Origin of the sequence: Gloeomargarita sp. SKYB120, assembly GCA_025062155.1 — a bacterium.
Taxonomy (GTDB): Bacteria; Cyanobacteriota; Cyanobacteriia; order Gloeomargaritales; family Gloeomargaritaceae; genus Gloeomargarita.
Genome location: JANXAM010000011.1, coordinates 24476 through 41815, shown reverse-complemented (window position 1 = coordinate 41815; position 17340 = coordinate 24476). Strand labels below are relative to the sequence as shown.

Genomic DNA, 17340 nt, shown 5'->3' with positions numbered 1-17340 from the left:
TATCGAACCATATCGAACCCGCAGGGAGTCAAGCCAGTAAAACCTAATGCTCAAAGCGCGGTTGCATTTGGGTTACCGTTATCCTATAGATAAAATCACAAAACATGACATAATCTACGGATAGTTTCATTGACCATAAGGTTGCAGATTTTCGATTGCATTCACCTGTAGCTTATACACCTTTTGCTCAATCAATCGGATGCACATCTGGTGAATATCTGGGCAAATGTATCAGTTCACACACAGCCGACTCCACCACATGCTTGATGACCTTAGACCGATGGAAACTAGCATTATCCAACATCATCTTTTTACCATGTTCAATGGCTGGTAGTAACCACTCACATAACCAAGTTAAAACCAGCTGTAAATTGCAGTTACCTATCCATATCAATGGTTCAATTAATCTCCCCAGATAATAACCACCCATCATACTCACTCTTTTTTGCCATAAACTCTTTCCCCTTTTACACCCCAGCCATACTCATAAACTGCTTGCTGGTAATAAACTACTTCTTCCGGCTTCACATCCTTCATTCTCTCTAGATACACCTGTCGCTCTTGATTAAGCGCCCTACAAATCGTCATACTAGCCGCCATTTCCTTCTGGGTCAGACTGGGATTCGCCTCGACAAACTTGCGAAATTTATGACTATGCTCCTTCTGGTAAGCAATCACCCGTTTCAGACCATTGCTTGAGCCAGCGTTGTAACATATGATACCCGATGTTGAACATCTAGCTCACTTCGACCAGTGTCGCACCCCCCACAACCGCTTCAATGGCTTTCTGACGCATATCTGTGCTGTAAGGCTTAGACATGAAAAACCTCTATGAACTCATCAGCCCTATTCTATGTCAAGCTAAACGTTTTTAGCCATAGCAGTTAAAGATTGGTTTAATAAAGACCTTTCTCAGTTTAATTTTTACTTAATGCCCGTCCTGTTTATTTTACTACCGTCTAACTTGGAAGTAGTTAAGCTTAACAAAGAAACCAGGTGCTTTCTCAATCACTTTAAACAAGTAAATAGCAGTCAATCAGACCGAAATAGCCGCTGCTCTATTGCCATAGCAGAAAACATTTAAGTTGGCGTGTTTGGACGGCGGGCAAGGCAGAAGCGTCAAGGTCTCCAGTTGTAGCTCATGCCAAACATTGTGTGCTTAGCTATATTAGAGCAGAAAGCACTTAATTTGTCGCACGCAAGTAGCAGCCAACCCTGTAACTGCAGAGGTTTCAGTCGTCCCTTATGTCAAGCATTATGTGCTTAGCTATAGGCATTTGCACTCAGGGACTTAAAACATGACCCTGACGCTGCGGGCCTTTGCCTGTCCCCACTCGTTTGGAAACCAGACTATCCCTTAATGACAGCTAAGGGACGCAACCGAGCGACTTTCCGAGCCAATCCAGCACTCTGGACCACCTCCACGACTTGGCTGACATCCTTGTAGGCTACTGGCGCCTCCTCTGCTAATCCCTTGGTGCTTCCAGCCCGGATGACCAACCCTCTTTCTTCCAGCTCTTGCTTTAGGTCTGGACCCCAGATTTTCTTCAGTGCTTGGGCTCGGCTCATCACCCGCCCCGCACCATGACAGGTGGACCCGAAGGAGAGTTCCATGGCCTTCTTGGTCCCCACTAGTACGTAGGACGCCGTCCCCATAGAACCAGGGACAAGGACTGGCTGGCCTACGTCTCGGTACGCCTCCGGCACCTCAGGACGGCCTGGACCAAAGGCGCGCGTGGCTCCCTTGCGGTGGACACAGACCTTCACCTGCTTGCCATCTATCTCGTGTTCTTCAAATTTGGCGATGTTATGGGCCACATCGTAGACCTGGTAGAGGTCATAGTTGCGAACCTTGCCCCGAAGGACATCCCGGAAGGCCTCCCGGACACCCATCGCTAACACTTGACGGTTGACAAAGGCGTAATTGACCGCGCAAGCCATGGCGCTGTAGTAAGCCCGGCCTTCTGGAGAGTCAATAGGTGCGCAGACCAGTTCCCGGTCGGGAATGGAAATGCCGTACTTGCGGACAGATGACTGGAAACCTTTGACGTAGTCGTCGCAAATCTGGTGGCCGAAGCCGCGAGAACCACAGTGAATCTGAACGACAATCTGGTTTTCCTGCAGGCCGAAGGCTTTCGCTACTTCGGGATCAAAAATTTCCTCCACAACGTCAATCTCTAGGAAATGATTGCCCGCACCCAGCGAGCCAATCTGGTCGCCACCCCGTTCCCGAGCGCGGGCGCTCACCTTGCTAGGGTCAGCGCCGGGGAGCGTACCTTCCTCTTCGGTGTGGGCCAGGTCTTCCTCCCGCGCTAGACCTTGCTTCAGCGCCCAGCGGGCCCCTTCTACCATGAGTTCATCCAGTTCGCGTGAGGAGACCTCAATGCGCCCAGACTCACCCACACCGCTGGGGCAAGCCCGGTAGAGGGCGTTGGTCAAGTCCCGAAGGTAAGGCATGACTTCCTCCTTCTCTAGGTGGGAAGCCATCAGCCGGACGCCGCAATTAATGTCGTAGCCGACTCCGCCAGGGGAGATAACACCCGTCTTCGCGTCCATTGCTGCGACACCACCGATAGGGAAACCGTAGCCCTCATGGAAATCAGGCATCACCATCGCATATTTGAGAACACCGGGCAAAGTAGCTGTGTTGACCAACTGCTGTGCCGTTCGGTCGCGGAAAGCGGCATCCAACATCTCCGCACTGGCGAAGATGCGGGCGGGAACTCGCATATCTGGGTGTGCCTCTTTTGGCAATTCCCAAACGGCTTTGTCTAGCCGGCGAAAGTCCTTCTTCTCCACCATGACTTTTTCACCTCCTTACCAAAAGCGCTAAGGCCGCGTCGAAACTATCACACATCAAATGTGACGGTTGTCTCCAACCCACGCTCAGTGGAGCGGATAGACAGGCCACTGAATGTAGCAGCCTTGACCAGATGACGGGTTTCCGTCGGTCGGCCGCCGCGAACCACGCCTTGCAAGTGTATGGGCGTGACCTCTTCCAGGTCAAACTCCGTAAAGACCAGACCCTCCCGCTCATTCAAGTAAATAAGTTCCCCCAGCCAAGTGACCAGCAACGTTTCCGCATCGGACGCGCTCAGGTCCAGCGACGTTTCCTTTTCAGGGCAAACAGATGCCGGGTCCGCCGTCAGCCAAGCCAGCCCGCGTGCTGCATTGACAAAAAGTTCCTTCAGGTCTTGCCCCCAGACCCGTAACGCCACATCAGCCGTATGGGGAACCTCCTCGAAGCCTTGGCCCCATGAGTTCTCCATATATTCTATTATTCAGCCAGGCAGGTGCTTCCCGTGTCTATTGTGCCTGTAATCCGGCTTTGTACGTATCTCCACCCATATCTTACAAAAACAAAAAATGAGACGTTTTTCGGCTGGTCCAGAACAGCGGCCACAATATTTCTACGGCAGAAAACCTTTAGGTCGCCGCCCTTGAGAAGCAACCAATGCGGAAACATCTGCTGCCCGAGCGATCATGGTCGAGTGCTCCATCCCAGTGTTGCGGCTAAGCCGGTAAAGCTTAACATATAAGACAGACAGCTTGGCCTACCAGGTAACATGGGTTCTTTTTGATTAAACTTCAAGCATAATTAACCCACTATTTCAGCTGAGGCCAGACCTGCTCAATCAGATTCCAATCCAGCGATGAGTGACATCCAGCTGCTTCCGCCACTTGTCCTATTGCTGGCAAAAGTTTCTCACTTCATCCATCATACGTCCTGACTTGCTTCCTGGGTATCCAATATCTCGGTAGTCTACGCCGGATTGGTTAATATAAACAATGCGCTTTGTCTGCTCTATTATAGCTAAGCTGACAAAGGTTGACATAGAAGACAGACAGCTTCATCCACGAGAGAACGTAGGTTCCGTTTGGTTAAACTCCACGCATGGTTAACCCACCTTTTATCAATCGGATTCAAATCAGGTGAATATCTTGGTAAATAAACCAAGCGACATCCAGCCGCTTCCACCACCTTTCTGACCGCTGCAGATTATCCAGTACCAAAAATTTCCCAGGACCAATCGCTGGTAAAAGTCTCTCACTTAACCAATAGCCTATCCAAGTAAATGGTTCCATCACACGCCCTGATGGGTAAGCCGCCATCATGCTAATTCGTTCTCCACGATTAAACTCTCTCTCCTTTCGGCGCCCAACCGTATTCATCAATATCTCGGTAATCTACGCCAGATTGGTCCATATAGACCACCTGCTCTGGTGGTATCTGTTGGATTAACTCACAATAAGCCTGTCGCTCTTTGGGGTCTCGCTCTTGATAGAAATGGGTATAGCCTATCTTTTGCAGGGCCTTAACTCACACCGAAGTGAGCGGCCATCTCCCGCTGAGTCAGGCTGGGGTTGGCATCCACAAACTGCTGAAATTCTTCTAGGTCTTTCAGCTTATGACTATGGCCTTTTTGATAGCCTTCCTTGGGGTGAACGTCGCCGGTTTCTGACCATTGTCTGAGCCAGCGCTGTACCGTTCGATAGCTGACGTTCAGGAACCGACTGACTTCCATGATAGTGGCGCCATTCGAGATGGCTTCTACCGCCTTCTTACGCAAATCATAGTTATATGGTCTGGGCATTTTCTCACTCCCTAGCAACACGTTTATTATATGACAACCTTAAAAAGCTTGGCTATAACAATGGCCAGGAGAGACGAGAGCAACCTGACTTGATTCGTTAGGATAAAAGCCTGTACGTCTTACCTGGTCATGAAGGTTTACCTGGTAGGTGCAGGGCCGGGTGACCCGGAATTACTCACAGTGCGGGCGCAGCGGTTGATCCAGCAGGCGGATGTCCTAGTGTATGCCGATTCCCTGATTCCCCCAGCCATCGTAGCCTTGGCTCGTCCCGACTGTGAACGCATCCCGACCAAACATTTGACGCTCGAGGAAATCGTCCCATTGATGGTGTCCCGAGCGCAGGCGAACCAGTTGGTCGTGCGCTTGCATTCAGGGGATGTGAGCATTTACGGGGCAATTGCTGAACAGATTGAAGCGTTGCGCCAGGCCGGCGTTGCCGTAGAAGTGGTGCCGGGGATTGGGTCGTTGCAGTTGGCCGCTGCCCGGCTACAGACTGAGTGGACCCTGCCGGAGGTGGTGCAAACGGTAATTCTCACCCGCGCCCCAGGAGTAACACCGATGCCGGAAAAGCTGGCTGACCTTGCCGCCCATCGCGCGACGTTGGCCCTATACCTAAGCGCCCGCTGGGTGGACCAAGCGCAAGCTGAATTACAAAAGCATTACCCTACAGATACGCTAGTAGCAGTTTGTCATCGCCTGGGATGGCCTCAGGAGCGGATTTGGCTGGTGCCGCTGGCGGAAATGGCCCCCCTGACCCACCGGGAAAACCTGACGCGCACCACGTTGTACGTGATTAGTCCCGTGTTTCATGCGCAGGGGCAACGCTCCCGCCTGTATCACCCAGACCATCGCCACCTGTTTCGGCCCTGAGGGATAGAAAACTGTGGAGCTTGTCAGAGAGAACCAACAACAGGGCTGCAACCTAAGGGATGACAAACAACAACGGTAAATCCTTTACGCGGGGGGGATTCTTGAGTTTTGATTGCACCGGTCTGCACCGGCAAATTGCAACGTACCACGCAGAACTGGTAGGCTGGTGAAGGCTGGCTGATAGCCCAAATGGTTCATCCCAGGCATGGTTCATCCGCGTTCATCCCGGCGCTCAGGACGAACTCCGCTGTTTCGCTGTGTTCAACGCTGGCTCAACGCCGCCACCCTAACGCCTGACCAATTCGAGCGCGTCTGGGAACGCCGCTCCCGTCGCAGATTTCTACGAACTGCCGGAGCTTTTGCGACAGGTGCTCTGGCTGGTGGTCTATGGCATTCTATCGGTCGGGCAGTTGCATCACCGCGGATTGTGATTGTGGGAGCGGGCATCGCCGGATTGAGTGCAGCCTATCACCTGCGTCGCCTGGGTTGGCACGCCACGCTCTACGAAGCCAGCAATCGCATCGGGGGGCGCATTTTTTCTGTAGCGGGCCAATTTGCGCCGGGACTGGTCACGGAATTGGGGGGCGAGTTCATTGATAGCTCCCATGAAGATATGCTCTGGTTTGCCCGCCAGTTCAAGCTCGACTTGATTGACTTGGAAGCCCCATCCGAGAAAAATCTGCAAACGCGTTACGTCTTTAATGGCCAGAGCTATACAGAAGCACAAATTATCGAGGCACTACGCCCCGTGGCCCGTCGCATCGCCCAGGACGCCCAGAAAGTGGGGGATACAGTGACCTATAACCAGCACACGCCCCACGCGCGCACCCTAGACCGGCTATCGCTATCGGAATACCTGCAGCGGTTGGGACTGAGCGGCTGGCTCTACGAGTTACTGGAAGTCGCTTACGTCACGGAGTACGGTCTGGATGCGGGGGAACAGTCTTGTCTGAATTTGGTCTTGATGATTGACACAGACTTGAGCGATGGTTTCAACCTGTATGGCGAGAGCGACGAGCGCTATAAGATTCGGGGGGGCAACCAACAAATTGTGGACCGCCTGGCCCGCCTGCTAGCGCCGCAGGTTAACTTGGAGCACCGTTTGGTCGCACTCCGAGAAGCGGACTCCGGCTATCGCATGACGTTTGAACGTCCAGGGGGGCGCTATGTGGATGTTTCAGCGGATGTGGTGCTCCTGACCTTGCCGTTTACAGTTTTGCGGAAGGTGGAACTCAAGGTAAATCTACCCAAGGTGAAGCAACAGGCCATTCGCGAGCTGGGATATGGGACCAACGCCAAACTCATCCTGGGCTTTCAGACGCCCTTCTGGCGTTCAGCAGGCTATAACGGTGACTTTTTTACCGATGCTCCCTTCCAGAGCGGTTGGGACAGCAGTCGGCTGCAACGGCCTAGGGCTGGGAGCTTGACCCTGTTTCTGGGTGGGACGCCGGGAGTGCAACTTGGCCAAGGGACGCCCCAAACGCAAGCAACCCAGTTTTTACCTGCTATCGAACGCTTGTTTCCTGGAGCAACGAAGCAATACACGGGGAAGGTCACCCGCTTCCACTGGCCCAGCCACGCTTTTACCAGAGGAAGCTACGCCTGCTGGAAAGTGGGGCAATACACGACGATTGCCGGGGCGGAATTTGCACCTGTGGGACGATTGTTCTTTGCCGGTGAACATACGAGCCTGGACTATCAAGGTTACATGAACGGAGGAGCAGAAACCGGACGGCGCGCGGCTCAACTCATTCACCGTCAATTGCGGAAGTAAAGTTGCCCTGCGACCCAAGACGTGACGAGCATCCATGACTTCGCTATACAATCACAACGGGTCGTTGCTGGTGTAGAGGGATGGAACCGGCGTACTGGCACAGCCGTTGGGAAAAAGGGGAAATCGGCTTTCACCTGCTCACGCCAAACCCACGCTTGCTTACCTGGTGGCCCCAGTTGCAGATGCCAACAGAAGCGATGGTGTTTGTGCCCCTGTGCGGCAAGTCGCTGGACATGGTGTGGTTGCGTCAACAGGGTCACACCGTGGTGGGGGTGGAAATTAGTCCCCTGGCGGTGCAACAGTTTTTTGCCGAAAACGGGATGACCCCCCAGGTAGAACAACAGGGTGACTTTACGTGCTACACAACGGATGGCTTCCGGCTCCTGTGCGGGGATTACTTTGACCTGACGCCTGCCGTTGTATGGGGAGAAACGGCCAGTTGTGCGGTGGCCATCTACGACCGCGCTGCCCTGGTGGCTCTACCCCCCGCAAGGCGTCGGGCTTATGCGGCTCAGATGCGGGCGTTGGCGCCTTCCGGGAGCCGAATGCTCCTGTTGACGTTTGCCTATCCCCAAACGGATTTCCCAGGCCCCCCTTTTAGCGTGTCGCCAGCGGAAGTCCACCAGCTCTACGGCGCAGCAGCCGATATTGAACACTGGTGTGATGAAGAGGCCCTTTCCCTGCACCCTGGTTTACAAGCGCGGGGTGTGCGCGAGTTGCGGGAGCACGTTTTTGCGCTTCGGTTCCGGTGACTGGACGCTGCCCTGTTAGGATGAGAGTGATTGTCAACTTGCGGGTGTTATGCTGGCGCAATTGGTGCGTTCCCAAATTCAACTGTTGACCCAGGCGCAATCGGCGGGGACGAAATTGGTGGGGATGGTGTCCCAATGGCTCAGTTACCTGGGAGTGCAGGCGCACGTCACCGAACTGTCCACCTGTGGCGAACACATCTAGGTTTCCCTGCGCGTGGGCCGACCGGAACTGTGTACCGAAGCGGAATGGCGCATGATTCTGAACAATCTCCAAAACAGTCCACTGACGCCAGCGGCAACACCGGTCATGACGGAACTGGAGTTAACTCCCGCTCAGCAAAGTCGCGTGCAACGCATACTCGCCAATGTGATCCGTGCGGGTCAGCCCCAAGCCCTAGAACAGTGGCCAACCCTGGCGCCCCAACTCCAACGCCTGGGGTTATCAGACGACATGATTGCCGGGATTCACGCTGCGTTAAAAGTGCCAACTGACCTAAACGACTTGATGGAGCATTTGGAACCGGAATTGAGCGCCTTTATTCTCTCCAAAGCGATTGGGTTGGCCCTGCTCGACCAACGGATTACCCGTGATGAAAATGCAGCGCTCAAGGCGCTCTATCAAGCGGTGGAAAAACAGGTGAGTTGTAATTGAAGATGACTGGGAAAACCTAGGATGGAGCTGCGCCCTGTGACCTTGACGCAAAAATAGGGAGCGTTAAAGGCCCCCTAGTCATCATCAGTTTGAGCTGCTGATTGGCCCGCTTAAAATTCCATTTGGGCTTGCACTTTTTCCCACTGGCGTTTTTTCAGCACCAGTAGGATTTGCGCCAGGGCGACGGTCGCCAGAAATGCCATCAACCACTTCAACCGGGTGGGGCTTTGCAACACAATTTCCCCGTGGGCTTGCCCAAATCCCCCCACATTGGGGTTATCGGTTAACGGCGCATCCGCTGCTACCGTATCCCCAACGGACACGATTAACTGCGGCCCAGGCGGGATTGTTTCCACCACCGGGTCACCCGTTTCGGGCTGAATAGTGACTTGGTAGCCGCCGTCTTCTTGGGGTGTAATCGCAGTGATTTGTCCCGCTACCGACGCCGTAAAGATGGTGTTGTTGCTCTTTTCACCGGTGGGATAGATTTGGCCGCGCCCGCGATTACCGCCTACGTACACCGGGTATTTCAGGAAATGCACGTTCTTGTTGGTCGCCGGGTCCGGGGCGAGGATAGGGAAAACGATTTCCTGGTACTGGTCGCCGGGCAATGGCCCCACCAGCAAAATGTTGGGTTTGTCTTCGCTGTAGGTTTGATAATAAATCCCTTCCGTCTTTTCCTTCAGCTCCGGCGGGATGCGGTCTTCCGGCGCGAGGGTAAAACCTTCAGGAAGAATGACCACCGCCCCTACGTTCAAGGGTCCCCGACTGCCATCGGCATACACCTGTTGCAGGCTGGTGTCGTAGGGAATTTTCACCTTGGCTTCAAAGACCTGGTTGGGTAACACCGCCTGGGGAATTTCCAGTCGCACCGGTTTTTGGGCCAGGTGACAGTTGGCGCAGACAATGCGACCGGTGGGTTCCCGGGGGTTCTCATAAGCCTGTTGCGCCCAGAAGGGATAGGCATAGGCCGGCGCTGGCGTCCATCCCCACCACAGGAAGATGCCTAAACCCACCAGCAGGAGTTGTCGCAAAAACCGTTGGATGTTCATTGCTCCATCACGCTCTCTAGGTTTACGTCCACCAAGGGTCTTGACCCGTGCGGAAGTCCTTGTCTGTCCAGGTGGTAAATAGGATTTTGTTATCGTCGGTCACTTGCGCCTTCACCAAAGCCAGGGATAGGGGCGCTGGGCCGCGAATCACTTTGCCGGTTTTGTCGTACTGGGAACCATGACAGGGACAAATAAATTTGTTTTCGCTAGCGTTCCAGGGCACGACGCAACCCAAGTGGGTGCATACCGCATTTAACCCGTACTCGGCAATCTGCCCGTCGTCAGTAACGATAATGTAGGTCGGGTCGCCCTTAGGGCCTTGGGCCAGGGACCGGTCACCGGGGGGATGGGTTTTCAGGTATTCATCTACTCTGATGTCGTTGCCTAGGGCGTCTTTGGCGATGACCCCACCAGCAGCCCCCCCACCCGAACCGGCGGGAATAAAAAAGCTCACAAATGGATACAGAGCCGCTAGCGCCACCGTGGTCAATCCCCCGGTCATCAGCAGGTTCATGAACTGGCGGCGTCCCATATCGGGCACATCGGCGCTCGGAGAGACGGAAGCCATAGGGTTCAATCCTGTTGCGTTACCTTTCGGATACACCTTTTTCAGTGTATCACCGGCGGGAGAATCGTCGAGCGACACGCATCGCTGCCCCCAGCAGCAGGCCCATGGCAAAACCGAAGGTCAACACCAGACCCAGCGGTAAAGGGACAGACTGCCACACCAGCCAGCGCAAGGAAACCAAAGTGGCATTTTGTACAGAAAATAAAGCCGTGAATAAAAGTAGCAGCGCCAAAAAACTGGCTAACCCAAGGGTGGTCACTGCGTCTGAAACCGCTTTGCGACTTGAAACACGCCGAAACAATGGCCTTATTATAGCCTTTAGGTCATTCGCTCCCCGCTCACGTGGTGTGATGTATGTGGATGGTGCCTTGGCTGGCTCAAGCGACCCCAACGCCCCCGGCGGTGGTGCGACGGCTCGTTTTCAACCCCCAGCCAGTGCGACCCTTGCCGGGACAGTTGGACGATGTTCCCATGTTCAACAGCAATAGTCCCGAAGTGGTGCAGCAAGAAGGCATCCTACTCTCGACGCTGCCCCCGGATGGTAAACGGGTGCCCCAGGCGCATCTGAATCTGCCGCTGCAGGGTGAATTCACCCTTTTTGCTCATCACATTTTCCGCACCAACCATCCCGAAACGACGCCCACCTTGTTTCTGGGGTTGATTCTGTACAATCCGACGAAACAGTTTGTGCAAGTCCAAATTAGCCAAGCCGCCAGTTTCTTGAGCACGCCGGAAGCGCCCTTTGTGGATTTGCCGTCCTATGTGGATAATGGGCGGGGCTATATCTATTCCGGGCCAGGGAGCCGCACAATGAATGCCGTGTTGCGGGGCATCCGCCAGCGCAATTGGCCCGCCCAGGTGACGCTAGGACCAGGCGAGTACCGGTTGCTGGCCAATTTGCCGATTCCAGCGCCCCGTCTGCCCCGCACGGTGACACCCCGCGTGCCAGTTCCAGCGGAATTGACGCTGACGCAGGGAATGATCGCAGCGCTGCAAAACCCGCTCCTGGCCCAAACGGATGGGGACGTGTGGCCCGAACCTCCCAGTTACCCGTCGTCCAATGGCCGCTCTACCTTTGCCCGCCTACGGAGCGATGGACCTGTGCATGTCGCGAGCTTGGCGATGTTTGCCCCGCGCACCTGGGATGGCCGGGAACTGGCGCCGACGACGCAGGATTGGGTGCAATTGCTGACCAACGGTGGGCTGGCGGGGCCGCGGGATATTCCCCCCACACCGTTGCACGCTACGAATGCCGCGCAATTTTTCTACGGACGGGTCGCCGGTGTTGCCAAGGGGTCTCGCTGGTCGGCGCGGTTGACGGATGAAGCAGCGGGGTTGCCGGCCCCCCAACCTGATGTATTAACGATTCCCCCGCCGGGACAGGCCTTTTCCTACGGGTTGAGCACTTTACACCGGGGCACGTTTGGCACGGGACAGATTCAGAGCGCGCCGCTGCTGGTGCGGTACCCCGATACGGCGTTCATGGCCCACGGGAATTACGGGGTGCACTACGAGTTGCAATTGCCCCTGTACAACGCCAGCAATTTCCCCCAGACAGTGGCGATTTCTATCCAGTGCCCGCTCAAGGATGACGCGCCGCGCGGGGGGTTGCAATTTCTCGAACCGCCAGAACCGCGCATCTTTTTCCGGGGCACGATTCGCCTGCGGTTTCCTGGGGAAGACGGCACGCCCCAAGTTCGCTACGTCCATGTGGTCAAGCAACGGGGGCAACAGGGGGAACCCCTGGTCACCTTGCATCTCGCGCCCAAGGAACAACGGCTGGTGGAAGTGGATTACCTGTACCCGCCGGATGCCACGCCGCCCCAGGTGTTAACGGTGCAGACGCTGTCCCCCCAAGTGACCCAACTCCGTCAAGACAAGACAGGAACGACGTCGGCGCAGGCACGGTAGTAAGCAGACATGCCCCAGTCCACCCCAGGATGCAGAATTTCCGCCAGGAGGGCCAGGGACTCCACCAGGCGGGGACCTGGGCGGTTGAAAAAGGCGTTGCCATCAGCGGCATAAATCCGGCCCGTTTGCCCAGCCCGCAACGTTGACCAGGGGTAAGGCGAATCGTGCCATTCCTGCAGGGTGCGGGTGAGGTCGAACCCACAGGGCATCAGGACAATCACATCGGGGTCCACCGCTTGCACCTGTTCCCAGGTCAGCCAGGGAGAATGCTGGCCCGCCGTCGCCAAGAGGGGTTCGCCGCCCGCCAATTCCACCAGTTCCGGCACCCAGTTCCCCGCACTCATCAAGGGTTGCAGCCATTCCACACACAACACTCGTGGCCGAGGTAAACCCTGAACCGATTGGTGAATGGCGGCGACTCGGCCTAGCAGGTGGGCTACTACCGGTTGGGCGTTGACCCCCAAGCGTTCCCCCACGTCACAAATGTCCTGCCAGACCTGGGCAAGCGTTTGGGGTTGCAGGGAAATGATCTGGGGTGCCGTATCCAGGCGGGTTGCCACCGCACATGCCACATCGCTCAAGTTCACGGCACACACGTCGCATTGGGCTTGGGTGAGGATGTGGGTCGGACGCAATTGGCGCAGGATGTCCCAGCGTAGGTCGTACACGCTCACTGCTGTTTGCAAAATCGCGGTGACCCGCTCGTGGATGGCCTGGCTGTTGCCGTGGGGATTGAATTTGGGCGCTGTACACACCGGTAATGCCTGCACAGCCGGCGGGTAATCGCACTCGTGAGAACGACCGACCAGATAAGGGGTCAAGCCCAGGGCATGGACAATCTCGGTGGCGCTGGGCAACAGGGAAACCAGGCGCATGGGGAGACTCCGTCACAACCGCTATGCTAAAACTAGGCTAAAGAAATTTCGGGAGACGGTCATGGGTATCAACGTGGTTTCCCTGGTAGGTCGGGTCGGGCGCGATCCGGAGATCAAATACTTCGAATCGGGGAGCGTGAAATGCAACTTCAGCCTGGCGGTCGACCGCCGCTCCAAGCGCAGCGAGGAACCGGACTGGTTTGAACTAGAGATGTGGGGCAAAACGGCGGAAGTGGCCGGCAACTACGTGCGCAAAGGGAGTTTGATTGGGGTCAAAGGGGCCATCAAGTGCGAGCGCTGGACCGACCGCAATACCGGTGAAGAACGCCAGCGGTTTTTGATCCGGGTGGACCAGTTGGATTTGCTAGGGGGCCGTCGCGACGAAACCCCCAATGACTTGGAGGAGGACGACATCGGGTGACTCTGGCGCTACTGCTGGTGCTGGGCGCCTGCGTCGGGAGTTTTCTCAACGTGGTGGTGTACCGGCTGCCCCAAGGACTCTCGCTCTGGCATCCCCCGTCCCATTGTCCCCACTGTCAAACGCCCTTGCGCCCTTGGGAGAATGTACCGGTGCTGGGATGGCTCTGGTTGCGGGGACGTTGCCGGTATTGCCAGAGGCCGATTTCCCCCCGCTATCCCCTGGTAGAGCTGGCGACGGCACTGTGGTTTGCTTTAGCCTGGTGGCGGTTTGGGACGAGCGATTCCCTGGTGGCGGCGGTGCTGCTCGGGAGTTGGCTGCTGGCGTTGGCCCTGATTGACCTAGACACCCTGACGTTGCCGGATAGTCTGTTGAAGTCGGGGCTGGCGGCGGGTTTACTCTGGCAAGGTATCCACGGCTGGCCGGATTTCCATGCTGGCGTGCTAGGGATGGTCGTGGGCCTGTGGTTGTTGGATGTCATTGGTTGGGTGGCGTCTATCGTCATGGGACAACCGGCGCTGGGGGGCGGCGACCCGAAACTGGCGGCTTTGTTGGGCACGTGGTTGCAGATGCCGGCGTTGCTGGTGGCGCTCTTTGTTGCTGTCCTGACGGGCGCCGTGGTCGGGTTAGGCGGGCGCGTTACAGGGCGATTAGCTGCAGGCCAACCGATGCCGTTCGGGCCGTTTCTGGCGCTGGGCGGCGCGGTCGCGGTGCTGTGGGGAGCCACGCTGTGGGAACGCTACTGGCAATGGTTGCAGGCGGCTTGACGCTGGGGAAAAACGTGGTAATATGGGACTAAAGGCCGGGGAGATAAGCCGCTCGCTCACGAAATTAGTGCTAGATTTAGGTTTGCTTTAGCACTGAATAACTAAAAGTTAGCAAGTCGTTGGGGGAGTGACGCAGGGGTGACCCGTCGGTGGTGGCGATGGCTGGTGGGAGCAGCGTCCCTATTCGTGGTCGGTGGCTGGGTGTGGCACCAGGGTCGGTCGAAGGTGGAACCCCCACCCGTCGCTGAAGCAGCAGATTTGGGTGCCTTGAAACCCTGGGTGCCGAAGTCTCCCCCCGCCCGTCGGCAAGCGCTCACCCAGTTAACCGCTCAGGGCAAAGGCGTTGAGCGCCAGCGGGCCAAGTATTTATTGGCGGTGGATTCGTTGGACCAGGGAGACCCCAAAAAGGCGTTGCAGTTGTTGCAGGGTTTGGAACGGGACTATCCGGTGCTATCGGCTTACGTGTTATGGCACCAGGCGCGGGCCTATCAGAAGCAGGGCAATCGGGCGGCGGCGCAGCGGCGGTGGCAACACATTGTCGAGCGATACCCAGACCAGGAGTTGGCCGCCGAAGCGTTGTTGGCCCTGGGCCGCATGGAAGAAGCCAAACAACGGTATCCGGCCCATCCCCAGGTGGTGGCCTGGGTGCAAAAGGCCCTGGAGAAACATCCCCACGACCGGCAATTGTTATTGCATGTAGCGCGTCACGGCCTGCATTTGCCCAACTTGCCGGTGTACCTGGACCGCCTGGTGCATTTGTACCGCAGTCAGTTGACGCCGGACGAGTGGCAAGCGATTGCCTTTGCCTACTGGGAAAAAGAGCAGTACCTGAAGGCGGGCCGAGCCTATCTATTGGCGCCCCTGACAGTGGAGAATCTCTATCGCGCGGCGCGGGGGCATCAACTGGGCGGTAAAACGACCGAAGCCATGGGCTATTACCAGGATTTGGTGCGCCAGTTCGGGGAAAGCCCCCAGGCGGTCTTGGCGCTGTATCACTTGTCCCACTTGGCGCCGGCACCCCAACGAGATTTGTATTTCCAGCAGTTGCAGCAGCGAGATAGCGAGCGAGCGGCGCGGGTGCTGTGGGAGCGGTTGCCCCTGTGGGAAAAGGCGGGACAGGCCCAGCGGGTCAGCCAAGCGCGCACCGAATTGTTAGCGCGTTATGCCCAGACCCAGGCAGCGGCCCAATTGCGTTGGGAATTGGCTCGCAGTGAACAGCAGCGGGGGAATCTCCGGCAAGCGATGCATTTTGCCGAAGGGATTTGGGAACATACGCCCCAGAGTGACCTGGCGCCTCGCGCGGGGTTTTGGCTGGCGGCCTGGGCCAAACAACTGGGACAAGCGGAACGGGCTAAAACCCTGTACACCCAAGTCATCGAGCGCTATCCCGATTCCTACTACGCTTGGCGGTCGGCGGTGCGGTTGGGTTGGCCGGTAGGGGATTTTGCAGGCATTGTGCAAACCCAGCCCACCGTGCAGTTCCAACGGGTGACGTTGCAATTGCTGAGCGGTTCGCCGCCGCTGCAGGAGTTGTACCGGTTGGGGGAGTACCAGGACGCCTGGGAGCAATGGCAATTGGAATTTACCGAGCGGCAACAACCTCGCTTGGTTGACCAACTCACCGACGGGGTGCTGCGGGTGGGAATTGGCGACCGGCTGGAGGGACTATTCCTGCTGTCCACGCTGGAGCGACGGGTACAAACGCCCCAAGACCAGCAGCAGTACGCGCAGGTGCAGCGGGACCCCGCCTATTGGCAAGCGCTGTATCCGTTGGCTTACTGGTCCGAGGTGCAGCAGGCGTCGGCGCAACACGGGTTGAATCCCCTGCTGGTGACGGCGTTGATCCGGCAAGAGTCGCGCTTTGAACCGGCGATTGTCTCCAGCGCGGGGGCGGTGGGCCTGATGCAGGTGTTGCCGGAAACGGGCGCATGGATCGCCGAGCAATTACAGCGTTCCCCCTTTCAACTGACGCAGCCTTGGGAAAACCTGCTAGCGGGCACCTGGTTTTTGCAGTACACGGACAGTCTTTACCAGCACAACGGCCTGCTGGCGGTGGCGAGTTACAACGCCGGGCCGGGGAATGTGGACGCCTGGGTGCAACGCTTTGGCGAGGGCGACTGGGATGAATTTGTGGAAAATATTCCCTTCCCCGAAACCCAGGACTATGTACGCCAGGTGTTCGGCAATTACTGGAATTACCTGCGGCTATACGACCCAGCGGTGTGCCAGCGGGTCAATCCCCACCTGTGTGTGTCGTGAAGCGACAGCGGTACTGGTTCTGGCGGGGCTACCGGGTGCGGTACGTGTACCAGAACCGCCAGGGCGATGGCCTGCCGCTGCTGTTTGTGCATGGGTTTGGGGCGGCGCTGGAGCATTGGCGGTACAACTTGCCGGTACTGGGGGAACATCGCCCTGTGTACGCCCTGGATTTGCTGGGGTTTGGCGAGGCACAAAAGGCGGCGGCTAACTACGGCGTGCGGTTGTGGGTGGCCCAGTTGTACGAGTTCTGGCGGGCGTTGATTGGCGAGCCGGTGGGGCTGGTGGGGCATTCCCTGGGGGCACTGGTGGCCTTGACGGCAGCGGTGGCCCACCCCCACATGGTGCAGCGCTTAGCCTTGCTGAGCTTACCGGAGGGACGACCATCCCTGCCTGCTGGTTGGGCATGGTTGGGGGGCATTGAACGGTCGCTCATCCCTGTCGTGACCTGGCCGTTGTTTTACCTGCTGCGGCAACCAGGGGTGATCCGCTGGGTGTGCCGTGCCCAGGTGTATCACCAGCAGGAGGCGGTAAACGATGAACTTGTGCGCATGTTTGCCCAGCCCGCCCACGACGTGGACGCCGGTTGGACCCTGTGCCGGTTGGCTCAGGCGAGCAGTCGTCCCGGTTATGCTCCGCGCGTGGCTCCCTTACTGGCGGCGCTCTCTACCCCTACCCTGTTGATCTGGGGAACCCATGACCGGCTAGTGTCAGTTCGCCGGGGACGTCGCTGGGCGCAACAATTCCCCCAGATTCGGTGGGTGGAACTGCCGGTGGGTCACTGTCCCCAGGACGAAGCGCCTGTCCAGGTGAATCAATTGCTGGATGAATGGTTTTCCCTGTGACGCGC

Annotated in this window: 18 protein-coding genes and 1 pseudogene; 10 read left to right on the top strand and 9 right to left on the bottom strand. The window is 56.9% G+C overall.

The window, feature by feature from the left end:
- Positions 1-435 precede the first annotated feature (435 nt).
- The 5 genes and pseudogenes from NZ705_05815 to NZ705_05795 all read right to left on the bottom strand — a co-directional run bounded on the left by NZ705_05815 (position 436) and on the right by NZ705_05795 (position 4595).
- Positions 436-678, bottom strand: coding sequence for a hypothetical protein (locus tag NZ705_05815; GenBank protein MCS7292479.1), 243 nt, complete (start codon positions 676-678; stop codon positions 436-438).
- Positions 679-1350: 672 nt separating this feature from the next.
- A complete protein-coding gene (locus NZ705_05810) occupies positions 1351-2730 on the bottom strand; it encodes an RtcB family protein (protein MCS7292478.1) in 1380 nt (459 codons plus the stop codon).
- 119 nt (positions 2731-2849) lie between these two features.
- On the bottom strand, positions 2850-3269 hold the full coding sequence (locus tag NZ705_05805) for an archease (GenBank protein MCS7292477.1): 420 nt from the start codon (positions 3267-3269) through the stop codon (positions 2850-2852).
- 635 nt (positions 3270-3904) lie between these two features.
- Positions 3905-3997 (bottom strand): annotated as a pseudogene (locus tag NZ705_05800) (transposase).
- Between the two features lie 319 nt (positions 3998-4316).
- Positions 4317-4595 (bottom strand): helix-turn-helix domain-containing protein, encoded by a 279-nt coding sequence (locus NZ705_05795; protein MCS7292476.1) that lies wholly within the window; start codon positions 4593-4595, stop codon positions 4317-4319.
- Between the two features lie 129 nt (positions 4596-4724).
- On the opposite strand from NZ705_05795, the gene cobM reads away from it, so the two are divergent.
- The 5 genes from cobM (at position 4725) to NZ705_05770 (ending at position 8643) form a co-directional block, all read left to right on the top strand.
- The gene (gene cobM, locus NZ705_05790; protein MCS7292475.1) at positions 4725-5465 is read left to right on the top strand and encodes a precorrin-4 C(11)-methyltransferase; all 741 of its coding nucleotides are present in this window, start codon (positions 4725-4727) and stop codon (positions 5463-5465) included.
- A 427-nt stretch (positions 5466-5892) separates the two neighbouring features.
- Positions 5893-7239: an FAD-dependent oxidoreductase gene (locus NZ705_05785; protein ID MCS7292474.1), complete on the top strand. Its 1347-nt coding sequence runs from the start codon at positions 5893-5895 to the stop codon at positions 7237-7239.
- A gap of 80 nt (positions 7240-7319) precedes the next feature.
- Entirely contained in the window at positions 7320-7991 is a 672-nt protein-coding gene (locus NZ705_05780) for a thiopurine S-methyltransferase (protein MCS7292473.1), read from the top strand.
- A gap of 49 nt (positions 7992-8040) precedes the next feature.
- Positions 8041-8193, top strand: a complete 153-nt coding sequence (locus NZ705_05775; GenBank protein MCS7292472.1) for a hypothetical protein — start codon at positions 8041-8043, stop codon at positions 8191-8193.
- 12 nt (positions 8194-8205) lie between these two features.
- Positions 8206-8643: a hypothetical protein gene (locus NZ705_05770; protein ID MCS7292471.1), complete on the top strand. Its 438-nt coding sequence runs from the start codon at positions 8206-8208 to the stop codon at positions 8641-8643.
- Positions 8644-8753: 110 nt separating this feature from the next.
- Here the strand turns inward: NZ705_05770 and petA are convergent, their stop codons facing one another.
- Genes petA through NZ705_05755 form a run of 3 tightly spaced genes read right to left on the bottom strand, consistent with a single transcriptional unit; the run spans position 8754 to position 10522 of the window.
- Complete coding sequence (petA, locus tag NZ705_05765) at positions 8754-9695, bottom strand: apocytochrome f (GenBank protein MCS7292470.1); 942 nt, start codon at positions 9693-9695, stop codon at positions 8754-8756.
- A gap of 22 nt (positions 9696-9717) precedes the next feature.
- Entirely contained in the window at positions 9718-10263 is a 546-nt protein-coding gene (locus NZ705_05760) for a cytochrome b6-f complex iron-sulfur subunit (protein ID MCS7292469.1), read from the bottom strand.
- 49 nt (positions 10264-10312) lie between these two features.
- Positions 10313-10522 (bottom strand): LapA family protein, encoded by a 210-nt coding sequence (locus tag NZ705_05755; protein ID MCS7292468.1) that lies wholly within the window; start codon positions 10520-10522, stop codon positions 10313-10315.
- Between the two features lie 95 nt (positions 10523-10617).
- On the opposite strand from NZ705_05755, the gene NZ705_05750 reads away from it, so the two are divergent.
- Entirely contained in the window at positions 10618-12174 is a 1557-nt protein-coding gene (locus tag NZ705_05750) for a DUF3370 domain-containing protein (protein ID MCS7292467.1), read from the top strand.
- Here NZ705_05750 and NZ705_05745 read toward each other — a convergent pair.
- Positions 12135-13049 carry a cobalamin-binding protein gene (locus NZ705_05745; GenBank protein MCS7292466.1) on the bottom strand — a complete coding sequence of 305 codons (915 nt, stop codon included), beginning with the start codon at positions 13047-13049 and terminating at the stop codon, positions 12135-12137. The two genes, NZ705_05750 and NZ705_05745, sit on opposite strands and share 40 nt — an antisense overlap.
- Before the next feature lie 61 nt (positions 13050-13110).
- On the opposite strand from NZ705_05745, the gene NZ705_05740 reads away from it, so the two are divergent.
- The 4 genes from NZ705_05740 (at position 13111) to NZ705_05725 (ending at position 17335) form a co-directional block, all read left to right on the top strand.
- Positions 13111-13470 (top strand): single-stranded DNA-binding protein, encoded by a 360-nt coding sequence (locus NZ705_05740; GenBank protein ID MCS7292465.1) that lies wholly within the window; start codon positions 13111-13113, stop codon positions 13468-13470.
- The gene (locus NZ705_05735) at positions 13467-14234 is read left to right on the top strand and encodes a prepilin peptidase (GenBank protein ID MCS7292464.1); all 768 of its coding nucleotides are present in this window, start codon (positions 13467-13469) and stop codon (positions 14232-14234) included. Before NZ705_05740 ends, NZ705_05735 begins: the two co-directional genes overlap by 4 nt.
- Before the next feature lie 138 nt (positions 14235-14372).
- On the top strand, positions 14373-16493 hold the full coding sequence (locus tag NZ705_05730; GenBank protein MCS7292463.1) for a transglycosylase SLT domain-containing protein: 2121 nt from the start codon (positions 14373-14375) through the stop codon (positions 16491-16493).
- Positions 16490-17335, top strand: a complete 846-nt coding sequence (locus NZ705_05725) for an alpha/beta fold hydrolase (protein ID MCS7292462.1) — start codon at positions 16490-16492, stop codon at positions 17333-17335. The genes NZ705_05730 and NZ705_05725 overlap by 4 nt, the downstream gene beginning before the upstream one ends.
- Positions 17336-17340 lie beyond the last annotated feature (5 nt).

What these genes read in the sequence shown, in the direction of transcription:
- NZ705_05810 (MCS7292478.1), bottom strand. Translation starts at nt 2,730, where the DNA reads ATGCGAGTTCCCGCCCGCATCTTCGCCAGTGCGGAGATGTTGGATGCC.
- NZ705_05805 (MCS7292477.1), bottom strand. Translation starts at nt 3,269, where the DNA reads ATGGAGAACTCATGGGGCCAAGGCTTCGAGGAGGTTCCCCATACGGCT.
- NZ705_05795 (MCS7292476.1), bottom strand. Translation starts at nt 4,595, where the DNA reads ATGCCCAGACCATATAACTATGATTTGCGTAAGAAGGCGGTAGAAGCC.
- cobM (MCS7292475.1), top strand. Translation starts at nt 4,725, where the DNA reads ATGAAGGTTTACCTGGTAGGTGCAGGGCCGGGTGACCCGGAATTACTC.
- NZ705_05780 (MCS7292473.1), top strand. Translation starts at nt 7,320, where the DNA reads ATGGAACCGGCGTACTGGCACAGCCGTTGGGAAAAAGGGGAAATCGGC.
- NZ705_05775 (MCS7292472.1), top strand. Translation starts at nt 8,041, where the DNA reads ATGCTGGCGCAATTGGTGCGTTCCCAAATTCAACTGTTGACCCAGGCG.
- petA (MCS7292470.1), bottom strand. Translation starts at nt 9,695, where the DNA reads ATGAACATCCAACGGTTTTTGCGACAACTCCTGCTGGTGGGTTTAGGC.
- NZ705_05760 (MCS7292469.1), bottom strand. Translation starts at nt 10,263, where the DNA reads ATGGCTTCCGTCTCTCCGAGCGCCGATGTGCCCGATATGGGACGCCGC.
- NZ705_05750 (MCS7292467.1), top strand. Translation starts at nt 10,618, where the DNA reads ATGTGGATGGTGCCTTGGCTGGCTCAAGCGACCCCAACGCCCCCGGCG.
- NZ705_05745 (MCS7292466.1), bottom strand. Translation starts at nt 13,049, where the DNA reads ATGCGCCTGGTTTCCCTGTTGCCCAGCGCCACCGAGATTGTCCATGCC.
- NZ705_05740 (MCS7292465.1), top strand. Translation starts at nt 13,111, where the DNA reads ATGGGTATCAACGTGGTTTCCCTGGTAGGTCGGGTCGGGCGCGATCCG.